The sequence below is a fragment of the Acidisoma sp. PAMC 29798 genome, assembly GCF_030252425.1.
GTDB classification, from domain to species: domain Bacteria; phylum Pseudomonadota; class Alphaproteobacteria; order Acetobacterales; family Acetobacteraceae; genus Acidisoma; species Acidisoma cladoniae.
The window spans coordinates 3524107-3541604 of record NZ_CP126994.1 but is presented as its reverse complement, the minus strand read 5'-3'; the positions used below and the strand labels follow the sequence as shown (position 1 = coordinate 3541604).

The window sequence follows — 17498 nt, the reverse complement described above, 5'->3', positions numbered from 1 at the left end:
CTACGGGCGAACGGGAGAGGAAGGCAAGAACCACTGAGGCCGACGAGGCAGTCAGCCGATATCTCCCAAAGAGGTAGAAGCTTACGCTCCGTCATACTCACTACCTCGTCGGATCACTCTTCGACTAGTCCCCCTCACCATCGGTCAGTGAACCTTCGTGGCGGGTGGCGAAAGTTTCATGCCCTTCCAGGTGATGGATGCATCCGAAGAGCCGCCGTCTCAGAACGCGGTGTCCAGAATAGAACTCCCCGTGACGCAACTACGTGTGGTTGGGAGAGTCCGTTGGCATTTCTAAAGAGTCACCAAGTGTTAGCCGAGATGGCGATGACGCGGCCTGGCGTTCCAGCCAAGGCCAAGCTTGGCTTCTCACCCATCACATGCGCTTTGTCACTCGGCGTCGCGGATGGCCTCGCCGTCACGCTCTGCATCCTGATCGTGGCGATCGGCTGCGGCCTTCTTCCGGCCGCGATCGCACCCGCCGATGCCTTTGGGCATTTTGCGTCCTTCCGGGATGTCGCCGTTCTGTATGCCGCGACGATCGCTTATGTCGTCTTCAATGGCCGATACAATCAGCGTGTCCCGTTCTGGACCGAGCTGAAACTGATTTTCCATGCGAGCTTCTGGGCTGTCGCGGCGGAGTTGGTGGTCGCTATCCTGAACCGGGACATTGTCGATCGCGTTCCGACCATGGCGGTGTTCACCCTCTTCCCGATCATCGCGACATTCGCCAATGCCATGACGAAATATCTGTTGTCGAAGGCTGGCGTTTGGACGCTTTCCATCGTGCTTGTCGGCGAAGGCGCGAGCGCCATTGCTGCGGAGGCAGCCCTTGCATCGGACCCCGGCCTCGGCTTCGAAATCGTTGGCCGCGTCGATCCCGTTGAGCTGACGGTTCGTCGTGGTGGCCCGCTGCTATGGCCGCTGATCGATCGCTTTCGCGCCGACCGCATTCTTTTCGCCCTCGACGGTGACAAGACACTGCAAAGGAAGCTGATCGAATCGGCGCTTCGCGAACGCATTCCTTTTGCCATTGCCCCTGAGTCCCACGCCCTGCCCGCCGCCGCTTGGGAAGCGACCCGCTTCTTCAGCCATGACGTCGTCATGCTGTCCTTCCGGCATGGGGCGTCTCGGCCGCTGGCTCAGGTCGTGAAGACGGTCCTCGACGTCTCTGCCGCGCTGATCCTGCTGATCTTGACGAGCCCCATCTTCCTGGTCGTCGCGCTGATGAACCTGCGGAGCGGCGGGCCGATGTTCTTTGCGCATCGCCGCCTTGGCATCGGCGGGCAGTCTTTCCCGTGCCTGAAGTTCCGCACGATGGTGGTGGATGGCGATCGCGTTTTGCAGGAGGCGCTTGCGAAGGATCCGGCTCTCGCCGCCGAATGGGAAGCGAACCAGAAGCTGCGCCGCGACCCGCGCGTGACGCCGGTCGGTCGTTTTCTGCGCAAGACGAGCCTCGATGAATTGCCGCAGCTCATCAACGTGCTCCTTCGGCACATGAGCCTGGTCGGGCCGCGCCCGATTGTGGAGAACGAGGCACGCTTTTATGGGGATGACATCGCCCATTACTACGGCACACGCCCCGGCGTGACGGGTCTTTGGCAGGTGAGCGGCCGCAGCAATACCTCCTACGCCCGGCGCGTTCAGCTCGACGTTTGGTATGTCAACAACTGGACTGTCTGGCTGGACATCGCGGTGCTTCTGAAGACCTTCCCGGCGGTGCTGGGACGCAGCGGGGCGCATTGACCACGAGAATGGTCGCAATTCCACGGCTTGCCTCCCTCGGCCGACGCGCCATCACACCGGTTGTGATGGCGCTTCCGCTGATGGCGGCGGCTCCGGCGCCGCCCCACGGCCTTGCCGCAAGCGCCAGCGACTTCCTGGAGTCGCTGGGCGTCAATACCCATGTCGATCAGGGGTATGATCCGGCGTCTTACGTGGAGCCGCTCAAGTATCTGGGGGTTCGCCAGGTGCGGGACGGGGAGCGCAACGTGGCCAGCGACGTGATGATCGCCGGCAAGACGGGGGTGCATTTCACCCTCAACGGCGGCGGTGACCTCAAGGGGCTGATCGCATCGGGTGAGGTTCTGGCGAAGGCCGGGGCGCTGCTCGCCTTGGAGGGGCCGAACGAGCCGAATAATTTCCCGATCACCTATGAGGGTCGCCAAGGTGGCGGGTTCGGCCATAGCTGGGTCGCGGTCGCGCGCTTTCAGGCCGATCTTTATGCGGCGGTGAAAGCCCATCCCCTGCTCAAGGCCTATCCCATCTTCGGGCCTTCAGAAACCGGGGCCGAGACGGATGACGTCGGGCTGCAATTTGCCACCATCCCGCCTGGCCTCGCGGCGTCTTTCCCTGCAGGCACGCACTTCTTCGACGACGTGAACGTGCATAACTATGTCACGGGCACCGGCGGAAACGGCGGTACCTACGGAGATAATCAGGCCTGGAATGCGGCCGACCCGACCTTGAGTGACCGCTGGGATGGGTTGTACGGCAATAACGGCTTGACCTGGTTTCGCCACTTTCAAGGCTATAGCAAGGACCAATTGCAGACGGTGCCGCGCGTGACGACCGAGACGGGGTGGGACACGACCACGAATGCCGGCGGCGAGCGCACCCAGGGCACGGTCTTGACCAATACCTATCTGGCCCAGTTCACACGCGGCTGGCGCTATACCTTCATCTATGAGTTGCGAGACGGTGAGGGCGGCCCAGGCGACCAGGGCCTGTATCACGGCAATACACCGAAGGCGTCAGCGGTCTATATCCACACCCTCACGACGATACTGGCAGACGACACGCCCGTGCCGGCGCCGGGTGTCCTTCCCTATGCGATCGCGCAGCCGCCGAGCACGGTGCATGACCTGCTGTTGCAGAAGAGTACGGGGGCCTTCGAACTTGTAGTTTGGAATGAGCGCCGTGCCGGTGAGGACCGCGTGACCGTGACCTTCCCAACCGCCCATAAACGCGTGAAGGTCTACGACATCACGACGGGCACAGAGCCCATCCGCACGTTGCGAGATGCGACCTCAATCCCGCTGACGTTGAGCGATCATGCCGTGATCCTTGAGATCACGGACTGACCTTTTAGGCGCGGACGCGTTGCGGTGTGGATGTCGGCGCTGACCGCGCCACGGCATCATCGTAGCCACGGGGATGCGCTTCACGCCACCGAAAGGCCGTGCCCACGACGTCATCGAGGTCGGTGAAGCGCGGTGACCAACCGGTTTCAGATCGCAGCTTGTCGGCACCCGCGACCAATACCGCCGGGTCACCGGCCCGCCGCCCGGCCATGGTCGCCGGCACCTGCTTGCCGGCGACGCGGGCCACCGACTCCACAATTTCCAGAACCGAATAGCCGCGACCGGTGCCGACATTGTAGTGAACGCTGCGATTGTCGAGCTGGGTCAGCACGCGGATATGGGCATCCGCGAGATCGGTCACATGAATATAGTCCCGGATGCAGGTGCCGTCGGGTGTGGCGTAATCCGATCCGAAGATCGACAACGGCGGCCGACGGCCCAGAACGGCGTCGATCGCCAGGGGGATCAGATGCGTCTCGGGCGTATGATCTTCGCCCAGACGACCATCAGGATCGGCGCCGGCTGCGTTGAAGTAGCGCAGGCACGCGCTGCGCATGCCATGGATCTGATCTGCCCAGAACAGGGCGCGCTCGACCATGAACTTGCTTTCACCATAGGGGGAATGCGGGTTTATAGCGACCGTCTCGTCAATTGGGCTGCGGTCGGCGGCCCCGAAGAGATTGGCCGTCGATGACAACACAAAGCGTTTAATGCCGTGCCTTACGCAGGCCTCGACCAGTCGGATCCCGTTGACGCCATTCTCAAGCAGGTATTTGAATGGCAGCGTCATACTTTCTCCGACCAGAGACAGCGAGGCGAAGTGGAAGACGGCATCCCAGGGGCCATCCGACAGCGCGGCGTCGATGGCCGCACCATCGGCGAGATCACCGACGATCAGGCGCGCACCGGGCAGCACGGCGGCGCGATGGCCCAAGGACAAATTGTCGTACACCACGACCTCATGGCCCTCTGCAAGAAGAGCGGCCACGATATGGCTGCCGACGAAGCCAGCACCCCCGGTGACGAGAAATCGTTTGCGACTCATTTTACCCGCTCTGACTACGATCGACTTGAAAGATTTTGGACTATTACGCGCCGTCTCATGACGGATATTGCTCCAGGTCGGTGCTGCGGTCGAGTTCGTCTTTTGACGACCAGACCAGGACCTTGGATGAGGGACTGCATCCAAAAGGATGAGTTCCGACGTAGGTGTTGGGAACGATCAAGGACGACGCGCCTCATGACAAGCTCACGGGATTGTGTTATCTGGGGCTAAAGCAATCCTCAAATGTTACTGTAAAGTACAAAATGTTATGATGAGGCATCCGTTGGTGACCGACGGGGTTCTGGCTTTGGCTGTTGCTAACACGGACGATGAAAGATCTGGAATGGGCTCGCCTGATTTTTCGCAACTAAAGGTGGAGCGGTAGGACCCAATGCAGGATATGACGCCCCCTCCGCATCCGGCGGACTTTTTGAACGATATCCTGATGCCGGCAACAGGTCGCAGCGACGGAGAGATTGCCCATCTTCTGGGGGTATCGCCAGAGACTTTCTATAAGCTGCTGACCCGCGAAAAGCCGATTACGCGGCAAACGGCCGAACTCCTAGGCCGATTTTTCCAAACCGGCGTCGATTTCTGGTTGCAGATGCAGGCGGAGTTCGACCGCTATATGGCGATGCAGATTGCCATTGAGCGCGAACTCGTCAGCCTCCCGTCGGCCGAGACCTGGATGGCCGAAGATCGGTTACCAGAGGCTGATGTGGCATTGGAGCGTGTTCCGTTCGACGAACGGATGGAATGCATCGCCCACATCCGGTGCTAAGGTCGCAGGATGCGGGACCTTTCCCGCATCCCATGACGTTCTGGCTCTAAGCGGCCGGTTGCATACCGGTCGGGATGCGCTCGCTTGAGGGCGCCGTAAAGCGCGGCTTGATTGTCCTCTCGAAGGTCGCGAGGGCCGCGCCGATGGCCTGGTGCATATCGAGATAGCGATAGGTTCCCAAGCGGCCCCCGAAAATCACGTTCGATTCTGCGTCCGCGAGGGTCCGATACTGATCATACATGTCCTTGTCGGCCGGCGTGCCGATCGGGTAGTACGGCTCGTCCATCGCGCCGGCCGCGCGTGAATACTCCCGAAAGATGACTGTCTTGTCTTCCGTATATTTCCGCTCCGGGTGCATGTGCCGGAACTCCAGAATGCGCGTGAACGGCACGGTTTCGTCGGCATAGTTGATGACTGGCGCGCCTTGGAAGTCCTTACGATTGATCAGGTCGCGCTCGAAATCCACCGTGCGCCAGCCGAGTTGGCCGAAGCGATAGTCGAAGAAGCGGTCCACCGGCCCGGTATAGAAGATGAGCTTGCCCAATCCCTCGATCTTTTCCTTCAGAGCGAAAAAGTCGGTATCGAGGAGCACGCGGATATTCGTGCTGTCCAACATGCGGTCGAAAATCTTGGCATAGCCATCGACCGGCAGACCCTCATAGGTATCCTCAAAATACCGCGTATCGAAGTTCATGCGCACCGGCAGCCGGGTGATGATGCCCTCGGGCAGATCACGCGGGTCGGTCTGCCATTGCTTCATGGTATAGCCGCGAATGAAGGCCTCATAGAGAGGTCGGCCGATAAGCGAGATCGCCTTTTCTTCGAGATTGCTCGGGGATTTGCCGGCCATCTCGGCCCGATGTTCCTCGATCAGCGCGCGCGCCTCGGGCGGCGTCATGTGCTTGCCGAAGAACTGGGAGATCGTCAGCAGATTGATCGGCATCGTGTAGATCTTGTCGCGATAGACCGACAGAACGCGATGCTTGTAATCGGTGAAGCCGGTGAAGCGATTGATATAGTTCCAGACGTCGCGGTTGGAGGTATGGAACAGATGTGCGCCATAGCGATGCACTTCGATGCCGGTATCAGGGTCGGGTTCGGAGTAGGAATTGCCCCCCGCATGCGACCGACGCTCGATGATAACGCTCCGCAGGCCGAGTTCTGAACTGCAACGCTCCGCGATCACGGCGCCAGAGAAGCCGGATCCGACGATGACGACATCACAATCTTCAATCAGATCGAGCATGGTAAGAACTTCATCCTGTTACGGGTGTGGTGTTTAGATACCCTGCTTGCAGACGCCTAGTAAGGCCTTCCGGGAAGATCGTCATCCATTTGGCTTAGTCTCGGCATCTAGAAATGCCTACATCGCCCCAGCGCGGATTGCTTTAGTTTGCGGCGCGAGTGCAGAAGGCCGTTGCTGTCACCGGCCCCTCGTCTCTGACGCTATTGCTTGAAAATGGTCCCCTGCGAGGTTGCATGCCTGGTCGCTCCGCCACGAACCGCCTTATCCGAAATCTAGCCTCGACCACCGCGTTTCAGGCGAGCGGCTATATTCTGGCGATGCTGAATGTACCCTATCTAACCCGGACCTTGGGCGTCGCGGATTACGGCGTTCTCGCCTTCGTGATCAGCATCAATGCCTATCTGTTCTTGATCATCGACTGGGGTTTCTCCCTCGGGGCGACGCGCGACATCGCGCAGGCGCATGGTGACGAGGATGTGATCCGCGGCATCTTCTGGCGCACCATGACCGCCAAAAGTCTTCTCTCACTCGCGGCTCTCATTATTCTGTTCGGTGTCGCGGAGCTCAATCGCGTCCCACATCCGATTTATCTCGTGCTGCCCGGCGTCATGAACATCGTCGCCGCCGTGTTGAGCGTCGATTGGCTCGTCCAGGGTTTGGAACGCATGGGGCTGTTCACGCTTTATTCCATCGGCGGCCGCATCGTGGTGGTGGGTCTGACCTTCCTTCTGGTTCATAACCCCGGCGACACCTGGATTGCGTGTGCCCTGCAGGGTTTCGGCTCGCTCGCCGGCAGCGGCGCCGGCTTCCTGATCGCCTGCCGGTTGTTGAAGATGGGCAAGCCGAGGATTCACTTCGGCGAGGCCTTCCAGCAAATCTGGGACTATCGCCACTACTTCCTCTCCCAAAGCAGTTGGATTGCCTATTCGACGGCGGCGCCGCTGTTCCTGACCTTCGCAGCAGGATCGACGTCGGTCGGTCTGTTCGCCGGGGCAGAGCGTATCGCGCGCATCGTCATGGCGCTGATCGTGCCCGTCAGCATCGTCATGTATCCGCGCGTCAATGCCTTGATCTCCCGGTCCCGCGACGCCGCGGCCAATGTCGCCGGGCCGTTTCTGGCGCTTCAGATCATCTTCGCCTCGGCGGTGACGCTTGTGCTGTTTTTTGGCGCGGTGCCCATCGTGACGATCATTCTCGGCGCTCACTTCGGCAAAGCGGCGGAGGTTTTGCGCTGGCTGTCCGTCTTGCCGCTGCTGACAGGCGTGACCGGCACACTCTCCCGCCAGTTCCTCATTCCACTCGGATGGAGCCGGGAAGTTTCGCGCATCACGGTTGTCTGCACATTGATCTACCTGGCGCTGCTTGCGGTCCTGTGTCGGTGGATGGGCGCACCGGGCGCCGCGATCGCCCTGATCTCGACCGAGACGCTGATCACGGTGGTCTTCGTGGTCTTCCTGTTTCGCCGTGAGCGGGCGTTCAGCACGACCGCTACCCTCGCGGTTATCAACGCGCCGCGCGGGTTGATGACCTTGTTCGAGGGTTGGGTCGGGAAGCTCCGCTCAAGCTGAGCGGCTCTCGGACCCAGCTTTACGCGGAGACGGTTTCCACGCCGGCGGCCACCTGAGGGGCGTCCATGCGTGCGACCAGAGTATCCGCGAGGCGTATGGCGAGCGCCAGGATCATCAAAGTCGGGTTGGCGTGGCTGCCCGTCGGGAAGACGGAACTGCCCGCGACATAAAGATTATCGACGCCGAAGACTTTGCAGTCTGAATCGACGACGCCCTCGTCGTCACTGCGGCCGATGCGGGTCGTGCCCGTGGGATGGGCAACGTCGAAGAAGACGGCGTCTTCGGGCCGTTCGTCACGCACCCAATCGACCAGCGTGGTGGTCGGCAGGCCGGATGTCTTCAACGCTTCGTTGACGCTCAGTCCCAGGAAGATCGCCGTGCGCCGCTCCCGCTCACTTACTTTCCAGTCGATCGTGGCGAGCGGCACGCCATGCGCGTCGGTCCGGTCGGAGAGCGTGACGCGACTATCCGCATCGGGTGACTGCTCAAGCGTGAGATGGAATTCGATCGGGCCGACGCGGCGCGGAAGCGCGCGTTTGCGGATATATTTCGACCAGGCGCCGGCGACCAGTTGATCGGCATGGCGCAGCGCCAATCGTACTTGCGGCATGAGTTTGCCGGACCGTCGGGCTGTTCGCAGCGCGCTCCAGATATCATCGGGCGCAAAGTCATAGACGATCCAGGCCGCGCAGTTGAGCAGTTGTTCCCGCTGTTGCGTTTCCGGCGTAAGCGACAGGCCGCGCTGAAAGCGCGCACCGCTGCGATCGGAGCGAACGCCAAACTCCGGCAATATGCGAGACTGCGCGCCTTCCGGGAAAGTGCCGATCAGGGCGCGCGGATGATCCATGAGGTAGCGGCCAACGAGATCTTTCCGATTGCCGATGCCCCGCGGATCCTGCGCGTTCGAGGCCAGCAGCAGGCGCGGGTTTTCGATCCCACCGGCGCAGAGAATGAACATGCGCGCGACCGCGGAATGGACGATTCCGGCCGGTGTTTTCATGGATAGCGCGGTGACGTGACCACCATCGGCACTCGTCTCGATGGCAGTGACCGTCGCATTGATCGTCACGGAGACGTTAGGAATCGGATTCCGCAGGAAGCGCGGGCCGAACCGCACGAAGCCGTGGTGCGGCGCGCGTTCGCGACTGAACTGCCAGAAGATGGATCGAATGGCGCTTGCCTTCGTCGCGTCGAAATCGGCGGAGAGCCTCAACCGATCAAGGATCGAGGTGTCATAGGTGGCGGGATTTACTCCGAGATACGCGGCCGCACGGTCGATGAAGGGGGACACATCGTGCTTGGTGATCGGCCAGCCGGAGGCGGCAACCCAGCTCCGACGGTCATAGTCCATATCGTCAAAGGTTGTGCAGCGGCCGGACCAGCTATGGGAGGAGCCACCGAAGATCCGGTTACGCAGCTTGGACTGATCCAGAATGCGGTCCTCGCCGATATTCTCGACATTATTGAGGCCCGCCGTGAACGCGTCTTCGCGGTCGAGATGTCCGCTCTCGATGATGAGGACCTGAAGCCCCTGCTTGGCTAGTTCCGCAGCCAGCGTGATTCCGGCAGGGCCGCCGCCGACGATACAGATATCGGCCGATACGGTCGTGCTTTCGGACGTCGTTGCAAGATCAATTATCGCCATGATGCTGTCTCGATATCACCACTCACAGGTCAGCCAGTCATCCGGCGCGACACGGTGTCGGGCCTTGGGCGTCTCATGGCAGGTGGCTAAGCCACCACCCGGTTCACCAAGTCGCAGATCTCGTTCCTGAACCTTGACCGCGAGAAGCGCAATGCATTCTCACGGCAGGCGCCGCTGGTCATCGTTTTACCAAGACGATCGAAAGTCTCCAAGGCGGCGATGACCGAATCCGGCTCCTGCCGGTCGAACAAGACGCCGGTGGGCGTCGCGCCATCCTCGGTGATGATAATATCGGTCACGCCGCCGCGCCCATAGGCGATGACGGGCGTGCCACAGGCTTGTGCTTCGACCATGGTGATACCGAAATCTTCCTCAGCCGCGAAGACGACGGCGCGCGCACGTTGCATGAGATCGACCAGCTCTTTTTTGGCCACCACGCCGCGGAACTCGATGTTCGGGGCGCCGCCGGCAGCGGCGCGCACCCGCGCGGCCTCCGGGCCGTCACCCACGACGACCAGCCGACGGTGTGGCTGCTGCCTGAAGCTATCCACGATCAGGTCGGCGCGCTTGTACGGCACGAAACGGCCCGCTAGAAGAAAGAAGTCGTCCTTCTGATCTCTCGGCGCGAAGCCGTCGATATCAACAGGCGGATGAATGACCACGGCGTCGCGCGCATAGGCTTTCTTGATCCGTCGCGCGATATAGCCGGAATTGGCAATGAAATGATCGACATGCTGTGCGCTGGAAACATCCCACAACCGAAGACGGGCGAAGAGCCAGCGCACATAGAGGGCCTTGGCCCCCCAACGCAGGCCCGCCTGCTTCAGATATTGATGCTGCAAATCCCAGATATAGCGCATGGGCGAATGCACGTAGCTGACGTGGATCTGGTCAGGACCTGTCAACACGCCCTTCGCCACGGCGTGGCTGCTGGAGATGATGAGGTCATAGCCGCTGACATCGAGTTGTTCGATCGCCATGGGCATCAGGCCAAGGTAATGGCGAAATAGTTTCTTCGCGGCCGGCAGACGTTGAATGAACGAGGTCTGGACCTTGCGGCCTTTCAGGAAGCCGCGATCTTCGGGCTTCATGAAATCGACGACGGCGAAGACGTCGGCCGATGGGAAACACAGCAGAAGCTGCTCCAACACGCTTTCCGAACCGGCAAAGGTTTGCAGCCATTCATGAACGATGGCGATGCGCATGCCAGGCACGGCGGGACGGGCGGCATCGACCCAGGTCGCCCCGACCTCGTGACGCCCAAGCGGGCGTATCGGGGTCGAAACGGCAATACTGTCAGACATGTGGTTTCCAACGTAAGCCATCTGGGTCTCGCTTCATCATGATCATGCGGCGTGGTCTGAGCATGCACTGTAAGGGACGCGCATCATCCTGTGACGCTCACTCTAGGCGGTATGCGATACGCGGTCGTATCGGCCGATAGGATGAGCGGCTTCGGGGATTGACCCTGAAGCCGCCCAGGATTGGCCTCAGCCGCGGCCGTAAGTGTCCTCGATGCGGATGATGTCATCCTCGCCCAGATACGGGCCGGACTGCACTTCGATGAGTGTCAGCGGAATGCGGCCGGGGTTGTACAACCGATGCACGCAGCCAAGCGGCAGGTAGATGCTCTCATTCTCCCGCACCAGAATCTCCTCGTGATCGCGCGTCACGATGGCGCTGCCCTCGACCACAACCCAATGCTCGGCACGGTGGAAATGCTTCTGCAAGGACAGCTTCTCACCGGGCTTGCAGACGATGCGCTTGACCTGGAAACGATCGCCCAGCGTCAGCACCTCGTAATGGCCCCAAGGGCGGTAGTCGCGGTTGTGGCGTACCGCCTCCGGCCGCTTTTGCGCCTTCAACCGCTCCACGATCGCCTTCACGTCCTGGGCGCGGTCGCGGTGCATGGCCAGCACCGCATCCTCGGTCACGATGACGACCGCATCTTCCAGACCCAGAACCGTGGTCAGCATGCCGTCGCTGCGCACGTAGCAGTTGGTGGCGTCTTCCAGCATCACGTCACCCACGGCGACATTGCCGCCGGCATCTTTCTTGCCGAGCTCCCACAGCGCATTCCAGCTGCCGACATCCGACCAGTCGAAATCGACGGCGATGACGGCGGCGCGGGTGGTGCGCTCGGCGATGGCATAGTCCAGGCTGATATTCGGGCAGGCGGCGAATTCCGCCCGGCCGAGGCGGATGAAGTCGAGATCGGTGGTGCTGGCCGCAACCGCGCCGCGCACCGCGGTCAGAACCTCGGGCGCATGAAGCTGCATTTCTTCGAGCAAGGTCGCGACCGTGAAGACGAAGATGCCGGAGTTCCACAGCACTTGGCCGGTGGCGATCAATTCGGCGGCGCGGGCCGCATCGGGCTTTTCGATGAAGCGCGTCAGGGTATGGGCTTCCGGTGCGTCCTCCAGCGGGGCGCCGATTTCGATATAGCCGAAGCCGGTCTCGGGCGCGGTGGGGCGCATGCCGAAGGTGACCACGCGCCCGGTGCGGGCGACCTTGGCGGCGGTGGTCAGCGCAGCGCGCAGGGCGGCGCTATCGGGAATCGCATGGTCGGCGGCCATCATACAGATGACGGTCTGGGGGTCTTCCTGCTCCAGCAGCAGGGCGGCGGCGGCAATGGCCGGGGCGCTGTTGCGGCCCACCGGCTCCAACAGGATGCGGGCCCCCTTGATGCCGGCGGCCTGCAACTGCTCACCCACCATAAAGCGATGCGCCTCATTGCAGACGATGACGGGGGCCGCGAAATCTCCGCCCGCCGTGCGGGTCGCGGTCTCGGCAATGAGGGACTGTTCAGAGGCGAGGGGCCAGAACTGCTTGGGGAAGCTTTCGCGTGACACCGGCCACAGCCGCGTGCCCGTGCCGCCCGACAGGATCACCGGAACGATGGGGCCGGTGGCGGAGGCCACGGCTGTATCGGCGAGAGGTGAGAGATCCACCATGGCGCTGATGTTTGTATCCATGATGACACTGTCCTTGACGAGGTGGATGCGGTTGGCGCTGTGTGACATCAAGCGCGGTCCCCCTTCAACTTCAGCATGCGGAGGATGGGATCATACGAAGGGATTAGCCGGGGTCGTCCTCGACCCCCCTCTTCTTGCTGCGTTGCCCGCCGTGCTTGGTCCAACCAGTCTAGAGTCCAATCAGCGATCTTTGTTGGCGGCCCAGGAGGAATTTGGATTTTGTCTAGCAACCAAAGCGCGGTGCTCCCGATGATGCGGGATACCGACAGGCTGGCCGCCAAAATGCCGGTTCGCAACGCAAAGCCATCTCTGTCATCGCGGGCCTATGGCGCGGTGAAGGCGATCGCCCTGGCCGCCGATACCCGTTCCAAGCTGCATGACCGCGTGACATTCGATGATCGTCGCAGCGGCGCGCCTGTACTGGTCTGCATGCTCGCGGGCTATAAGGCCGACCTCTGGTCCTTGGTGATGCCGCGTTTCAAGGCGGCCCTTCCACATGCCGACGTCTGCCTTGTGTCCCCTGGGACGCGGAACGAAGAGCTTGCCACGCTCTGCCGCACCGAGGGCTGGAGCTATCTGAGCACAGCCACCAATGACGTGTCCCTCGCGCAGAACGTGTGTTACCGTCTGCATGACAAGGCGGACATGATCGTCAAGCTCGACGAAGATATGGTGCTGCTCCCGAATACCATCAGCGACCTTCTCCTGGAATATAAACGCATCAAGGCGGAGGGGATGGTCGATCCCGGCTTCGTCGCGCCGATGATACCGCTCAATGGCTTCTGCTATCGTCATCTTCTGGACATGCTCGGACTCCTGCCTGAGTATGAGGCTCTGTTCGGCAAGGCGAAGCTCGCGACGTCGGGCCTTGCGATCCATACGAATCCGGCGGCCGCGCGTTGGATTTGGGAGCGGACAGCGCCGCTGGCGGTGGCCGCACAACTGGACAAGATGGACGTCCGGCATCTTCTTTGCCCGATCCAGTTCAGTATCGGCGTCATTGCCTTTGAACGCGCCTTCTGGAAGTCGATGGGTTATTTCGACGTGCATCGTCACAAGCTGCTGGCCGGCATGAGCACGCTTGGCGGCGACGAAGCCTGCCTCTGCGCCGCGACCATGGTGATGTCTCGCCCGATCGTGGTGACGACTGCCGTCGTTGCGGGCCACTTCTCCTTCGGGCCGCAATACAAGGAGATGTTGGCGTTGATAAAGGCGGACCCGGAGATGTTCACACATTAAAGTCGGTGCGGCCTCGAAGCCGCATGGCTTCTTCTAAGATGCGATAGGCAGGACGTGGAAAAGATTCGATCGCTGGAGTTGCTGCGCTGCATCGCGGCTCTGCTGGTGGTCATGTTCCACACGCAAACGATCTTTGCGGCCTCTGTCGGCCATGTGCCCTTCTATGGCATCTTCGCTGCGGGCAATCGCGGTGTCGATCTGTTTTTTGTGCTCAGTGGCTTCATCATTGCGTATATCCACCATGGCGATCTCGGGTATCCCAAGGCCCTGCCACGGTATCTGTTCAAGCGCATCGGCCGGATCTATCCGGCTGTTCTGATGATGACGGCCCTGGCCCTCGTGATGTACGGTCTTGGCTTCGGCGGCGCGCATAAGGCAGCGAAGCTGAGCCCTGACGCGATCGTTGCGAGTTTTCTTCTGCTGGCGCAGCACGGCCCGCCACTGGTTAACGTCACCTGGACCTTGACGTATGAGATGTTCTTCTACGCCGTCTTCGCCCTCGCGATCATCAATCGTCGCCTGGGGCTCATTGCTCTGTTGATGTGGCAATTGGCGACGATCGTGGTTACCCTGGGCGGCTTCGACCTTGGGTTCAAGGGCTATTATCTTCGGTCGATCGGCCTGGAATTCAGTGTCGGCCTCGCTTGCGCCTGGTGGCTGCGCCGCGCGCCGGGACGTTTGTCCGCCCTCGGCTGGTGGGTTGTCACTGCAAGCGGATTGGCCAGTTTCGCCGCAGGCATGGCCTTGGATGACAGCATCTCATGGTCCGGCATCCCCTGTGCGCTCGGTGCGGGGGCCTTGATCGTGTCGTTGGTGAGGCTGGAGCAGCGGGGCCAGATCGCGGTGCCCGCTGTACTGGTGATGGTGGGCGGCGCGTCTTACAGCATCTATCTCGTTCAATATTCGATGATTACGCTCATGGCCGCGATCCTGGTCCGATTTCATGTTCACTCGACGGACCTACTGTGCCTCGCCTGTGCCGCGACGGGCGTCATTGGCGGGATCTTTTTCGACCGGATGTTTGATCGTCCCGTCCAGCGCGTGTTGCGTCGCTTGAGGCGGGAGACGTCCGTGCAGCGCCACCATCATATGACTGTGGTCGCAGACCCGATCGTCCGTTCCGCTTCGATGGGCGTCTTGAGAGGATAGGCGCCGCTTTTCATCTTCCGTTTGATGCTTTGAAGAGATTGCGGTCTATCAAAGTAATAGCCCTGGGCGTAGGTGCATCCGATCGCGTTGAGCAACCGCCACTGATCCGTGGTTTCGATACCCTCAGCGGTCGTCGTCATTCCGAGCTTGGTGGCGAGAGAGACGATGGCTTCGATGATGGCGATTGAATCGGTTTGTAGTACCGAGTCGCCGATAAAGGAGCGATCGATCTTTATCTTGTCGAATGGAAACCGGCGCAGGTAACTCAGGGACGCGTAGCCCGTACCGAAATCGTCCAGTGCGATCGTCACGCCGAGAGCCCTGAGTTCAACCAGGGTTGCGCGCACCTCGTCGCCATCGCGTAACAGCGCGCCCTCGGTAATCTCCAGTTCGAGGCGGGACGGATCGAGACGTGCGTCTCGCAAGGCAGACTCCACGACGCGCGTCAGGCTCCGATCCTCGAACTGCATCGGGGACAGGTTTACGGCGACCCGCACCTCGGCTGGCCATTCGGCGGCATCCAAACAGGCGCGGCGCAGAACCGCCTCACCGATTGGAATGATCATCCGGGTTTCTTCAGCAATCGGTATGAAGCGGCTCGGCTGTATCACGCCGAGCGTGGGATGGTTCCAGCGCAGCAAGCCTTCGAACTGACACAACTGGCCGGTCACGACATCAATGACCGGCTGATAGACCACTTCGAGATGATCCATCTCCAATGCGTCGCGAATATCGGCCGCAATCGTGCTGCGCACCCGCACTTCCGCTTCCATTTCCGACTCGAAGAAGCGCCAGGTACTCCGGCCTTCCGCTTTGGAGCGGTAGAGCGCCATGTCCGCATTCCTGAGCAACTGCTCGGCGTCCTGCGTTTCATCATTGCATATCGACACGCCGATGCTGACGCCAATCACCACGCGCCGGCCGTCAATCGTGTAAGGCTGCCCGACCGCCCCGACCAGGCGATCGGCCAGGGCAATGGTCTCATCGCGGCTGGAGGGACGCATTTGAATGACCGCGAATTCATCACCACCGAGGCGGGCCACGACATCGTCATCGCGAATGCACCCTTGCAACCTGCTGGCGATCATCACGAGCAAGGCGTCCCCGCCGAGATGGCCGAGTGTGTCGTTCACGTCCTTGAAGTGGTCAACGTCGAGAAGCAGGAGCGATGAGAAATCATTCTCTGTTCGGTTGCGAAGAGCCGTGCCCAAAAACAATGAGAACATGAGGCGATTTGGAAGCCCGGTCAGCGCGTCATGATGGGCGAGGTAGTCGGTATTGGCCTCGATCTTCCGCCGTTCCGTGATGTCTTCATAGGTAGCGACCCAGCCGCCCTCGAACATCGGCACATGGCTTACTTGGATCGATCGGTTTTCCCCTTCCGAGTAAAACAAACCTCTGGCGTTGGATGCGACAAGCTCACGCGTATGGGCGCGAATTTGTTCGATCAATATCGTCGGTTGAACCTTACGCTCGACCATCAGGCGAAACACCGTTTCGAGCGACGCTCCCGGTTCGGTCTCTTCCCCACGCAACCCGAACATTTCGAGAAACCGGGTGTTGGATACGATCAGCCGGTCGTGCTTGTCCGCCATGAGCAGGCCATGAGACATATTGTTCAGAGCAGCGTTAAAACGTGCGTTTTGAATCCGAAGGGCTTCATCTCTATTGCGGAGTGCTGCGTTCTGCGCCGCGAGATCCTCATTGGCCTTGGCGGTCGCCGAATGCGCTGCCGCCAAGGCGGCGCTGGTCGCCTGCAAGTCACCCGTCAGCAGATTGAGATCTCTGTTCGTCTCCATCATTAGACGATTGTCGCGAAGCAGCATGATGATGAGCAGAATGCCGATGGCGATGAGGGCGAACATGACGCCGGAAAAGATCAGATGCTGATTTTTCAGACGCGACTGATCGAACTCGAATTGATTACCTACAAGAGAGTTCGCAACGGATGCGAGCTGCGTCATCTCCGCATCGAGCGGGTTCAATAAAGTGATGATCTGGGCTGCGACGCCGGGGTCGGTCAAGTGGGGCAAAAGTAGTTTGATCTGAGCAATCGTCTCGCTCAGACTCTCGACGATGCCATCCGTCTCCGGATGACCGGAGATGAACTGAAGAAAGGACGGTCGGCTGAGGACGCTCATGCGATTTTCGAGGATCGCGAATCTCAAATTAACCAGCTCTGCCGAAGTATCGGGTCGCCGCATTTCAAAGGCGCTCACGGCGACCTGAAGCCGCATCATTTCGATCGTGCCTTGCGCCGAATCGAAGGCGTCATCGTACGAGACAAGGCTATCGACAGTCTGATCCTGTTGAAGGGAGAGATAGAATGTATAGACCGTGGCAACGCCAAAACATAAAAGCACAGCAAAAAGGGGCAATCTTGCGCGATTGCGCCGCCGGAGCTTCCCGAAGGGTTGGGCTAGCATCGTTCAGCAGATCGTGAAGCGGTTGGTCTGGCCGAGGCTGGAGCAACCACGCGGCTGAGCCCGCAGTGACGCGAAACCTCGCAGCAGCCTTCCGCGTGCCGTCATCAATAGTTCGACCTTCACAAACTGACCTATCACAGGATTGGTCCAGTCAACCGACGACCCTCCAGCCTCCATCCCCACGCCCATAGTTTCTATCCGACCTCTTACTTATGACACTTCTGTCTGTAATCAAAGGTGTTCGCGTCGGATCCCGCCCGTCGTGGAGGAATCCCAAGGCCGGGCGGTTATTTCTTTCCATCGGACGATGGGACTTGGACAGGACGCGACCGTGGTATCGACGC

General features: G+C 60.6%; 12 protein-coding genes. 6 read left to right on the top strand and 6 right to left on the bottom strand.

The features are described from left to right. The first annotated feature begins 306 nt into the window (after nucleotides 1-306). A complete protein-coding gene (locus QP803_RS17045) occupies nucleotides 307-1743 on the top strand; it encodes an exopolysaccharide biosynthesis polyprenyl glycosylphosphotransferase (protein WP_284944669.1) in 1437 nt (478 codons plus the stop codon). Between the two features lie 8 nt (nucleotides 1744-1751). Next, a complete protein-coding gene (locus QP803_RS17040) occupies nucleotides 1752-3080 on the top strand; it encodes a hypothetical protein (protein ID WP_284944668.1) in 1329 nt (442 codons plus the stop codon). A gap of 4 nt (nucleotides 3081-3084) precedes the next feature. Here QP803_RS17040 and galE read toward each other — a convergent pair whose 3' ends face one another. Next, nucleotides 3085-4125, bottom strand: a complete 1041-nt coding sequence (galE, locus tag QP803_RS17035) for a UDP-glucose 4-epimerase GalE (protein WP_284944667.1) — start codon at nucleotides 4123-4125, stop codon at nucleotides 3085-3087. A gap of 391 nt (nucleotides 4126-4516) precedes the next feature. On the opposite strand from galE, the gene QP803_RS17030 reads away from it, so the two are divergent. Further along, nucleotides 4517-4906 carry a helix-turn-helix transcriptional regulator gene (locus QP803_RS17030; RefSeq protein ID WP_284944666.1) on the top strand — a complete coding sequence of 130 codons (390 nt, stop codon included), beginning with the start codon at nucleotides 4517-4519 and terminating at the stop codon, nucleotides 4904-4906. A gap of 46 nt (nucleotides 4907-4952) precedes the next feature. On the opposite strand, the gene glf is transcribed toward QP803_RS17030, so the two are convergent. Continuing rightward, a complete protein-coding gene (gene glf, locus QP803_RS17025; RefSeq protein WP_284944665.1) occupies nucleotides 4953-6152 on the bottom strand; it encodes a UDP-galactopyranose mutase in 1200 nt (399 codons plus the stop codon). 233 nt (nucleotides 6153-6385) lie between these two features. Here glf and QP803_RS17020 point away from each other — a divergent pair, with 233 nt between their 5' ends. Further along, the gene (locus QP803_RS17020) at nucleotides 6386-7720 is read left to right on the top strand and encodes an oligosaccharide flippase family protein (RefSeq protein WP_284944664.1); all 1335 of its coding nucleotides are present in this window, start codon (nucleotides 6386-6388) and stop codon (nucleotides 7718-7720) included. Nucleotides 7721-7739: 19 nt separating this feature from the next. Here QP803_RS17020 and QP803_RS17015 read toward each other — a convergent pair whose 3' ends face one another. From QP803_RS17015 to QP803_RS17005, 3 genes are all read right to left on the bottom strand, one after another. Then, nucleotides 7740-9365 (bottom strand): GMC oxidoreductase, encoded by a 1626-nt coding sequence (locus tag QP803_RS17015; protein ID WP_284944663.1) that lies wholly within the window; start codon nucleotides 9363-9365, stop codon nucleotides 7740-7742. A gap of 86 nt (nucleotides 9366-9451) precedes the next feature. Further along, on the bottom strand, nucleotides 9452-10669 hold the full coding sequence (locus tag QP803_RS17010) for a glycosyltransferase (protein ID WP_284944662.1): 1218 nt from the start codon (nucleotides 10667-10669) through the stop codon (nucleotides 9452-9454). Nucleotides 10670-10855: 186 nt separating this feature from the next. Beyond that, nucleotides 10856-12340, bottom strand: coding sequence for a mannose-1-phosphate guanylyltransferase/mannose-6-phosphate isomerase (locus QP803_RS17005; RefSeq protein ID WP_434082928.1), 1485 nt, complete (start codon nucleotides 12338-12340; stop codon nucleotides 10856-10858). A 249-nt stretch (nucleotides 12341-12589) separates the two neighbouring features. On the opposite strand from QP803_RS17005, the gene QP803_RS17000 reads away from it, so the two are divergent. Further along, nucleotides 12590-13579 carry a hypothetical protein gene (locus QP803_RS17000; protein WP_284944661.1) on the top strand — a complete coding sequence of 330 codons (990 nt, stop codon included), beginning with the start codon at nucleotides 12590-12592 and terminating at the stop codon, nucleotides 13577-13579. A gap of 54 nt (nucleotides 13580-13633) precedes the next feature. Next, nucleotides 13634-14728, top strand: a complete 1095-nt coding sequence (locus tag QP803_RS16995; protein ID WP_284944660.1) for an acyltransferase family protein — start codon at nucleotides 13634-13636, stop codon at nucleotides 14726-14728. On the opposite strand, the gene QP803_RS16990 is transcribed toward QP803_RS16995, so the two are convergent. After that, the gene (locus tag QP803_RS16990) at nucleotides 14665-17154 is read right to left on the bottom strand and encodes a putative bifunctional diguanylate cyclase/phosphodiesterase (protein ID WP_284944659.1); all 2490 of its coding nucleotides are present in this window, start codon (nucleotides 17152-17154) and stop codon (nucleotides 14665-14667) included. The genes QP803_RS16995 and QP803_RS16990 overlap by 64 nt on opposite strands. Nucleotides 17155-17498: the final 344 nt, after the last annotated feature.

Excerpts from the sequence above, each read along its gene's own strand:
- QP803_RS17040 (WP_284944668.1), top strand. The coding sequence starts at position 1,752 with ATGGTCGCAATTCCACGGCTTGCCTCCCTCGGCCGACGCGCCATCACA.
- galE (WP_284944667.1), bottom strand. The coding sequence starts at position 4,125 with ATGAGTCGCAAACGATTTCTCGTCACCGGGGGTGCTGGCTTCGTCGGC.
- QP803_RS17030 (WP_284944666.1), top strand. The coding sequence starts at position 4,517 with ATGCAGGATATGACGCCCCCTCCGCATCCGGCGGACTTTTTGAACGAT.
- glf (WP_284944665.1), bottom strand. The coding sequence starts at position 6,152 with ATGCTCGATCTGATTGAAGATTGTGATGTCGTCATCGTCGGATCCGGC.
- QP803_RS17020 (WP_284944664.1), top strand. The coding sequence starts at position 6,386 with ATGCCTGGTCGCTCCGCCACGAACCGCCTTATCCGAAATCTAGCCTCG.
- QP803_RS17015 (WP_284944663.1), bottom strand. The coding sequence starts at position 9,365 with ATGGCGATAATTGATCTTGCAACGACGTCCGAAAGCACGACCGTATCG.
- QP803_RS17010 (WP_284944662.1), bottom strand. The coding sequence starts at position 10,669 with ATGTCTGACAGTATTGCCGTTTCGACCCCGATACGCCCGCTTGGGCGT.
- QP803_RS17005 (WP_434082928.1), bottom strand. The coding sequence starts at position 12,340 with ATGGATACAAACATCAGCGCCATGGTGGATCTCTCACCTCTCGCCGAT.
- QP803_RS17000 (WP_284944661.1), top strand. The coding sequence starts at position 12,590 with ATGATGCGGGATACCGACAGGCTGGCCGCCAAAATGCCGGTTCGCAAC.
- QP803_RS16990 (WP_284944659.1), bottom strand. The coding sequence starts at position 17,154 with ATGCTAGCCCAACCCTTCGGGAAGCTCCGGCGGCGCAATCGCGCAAGA.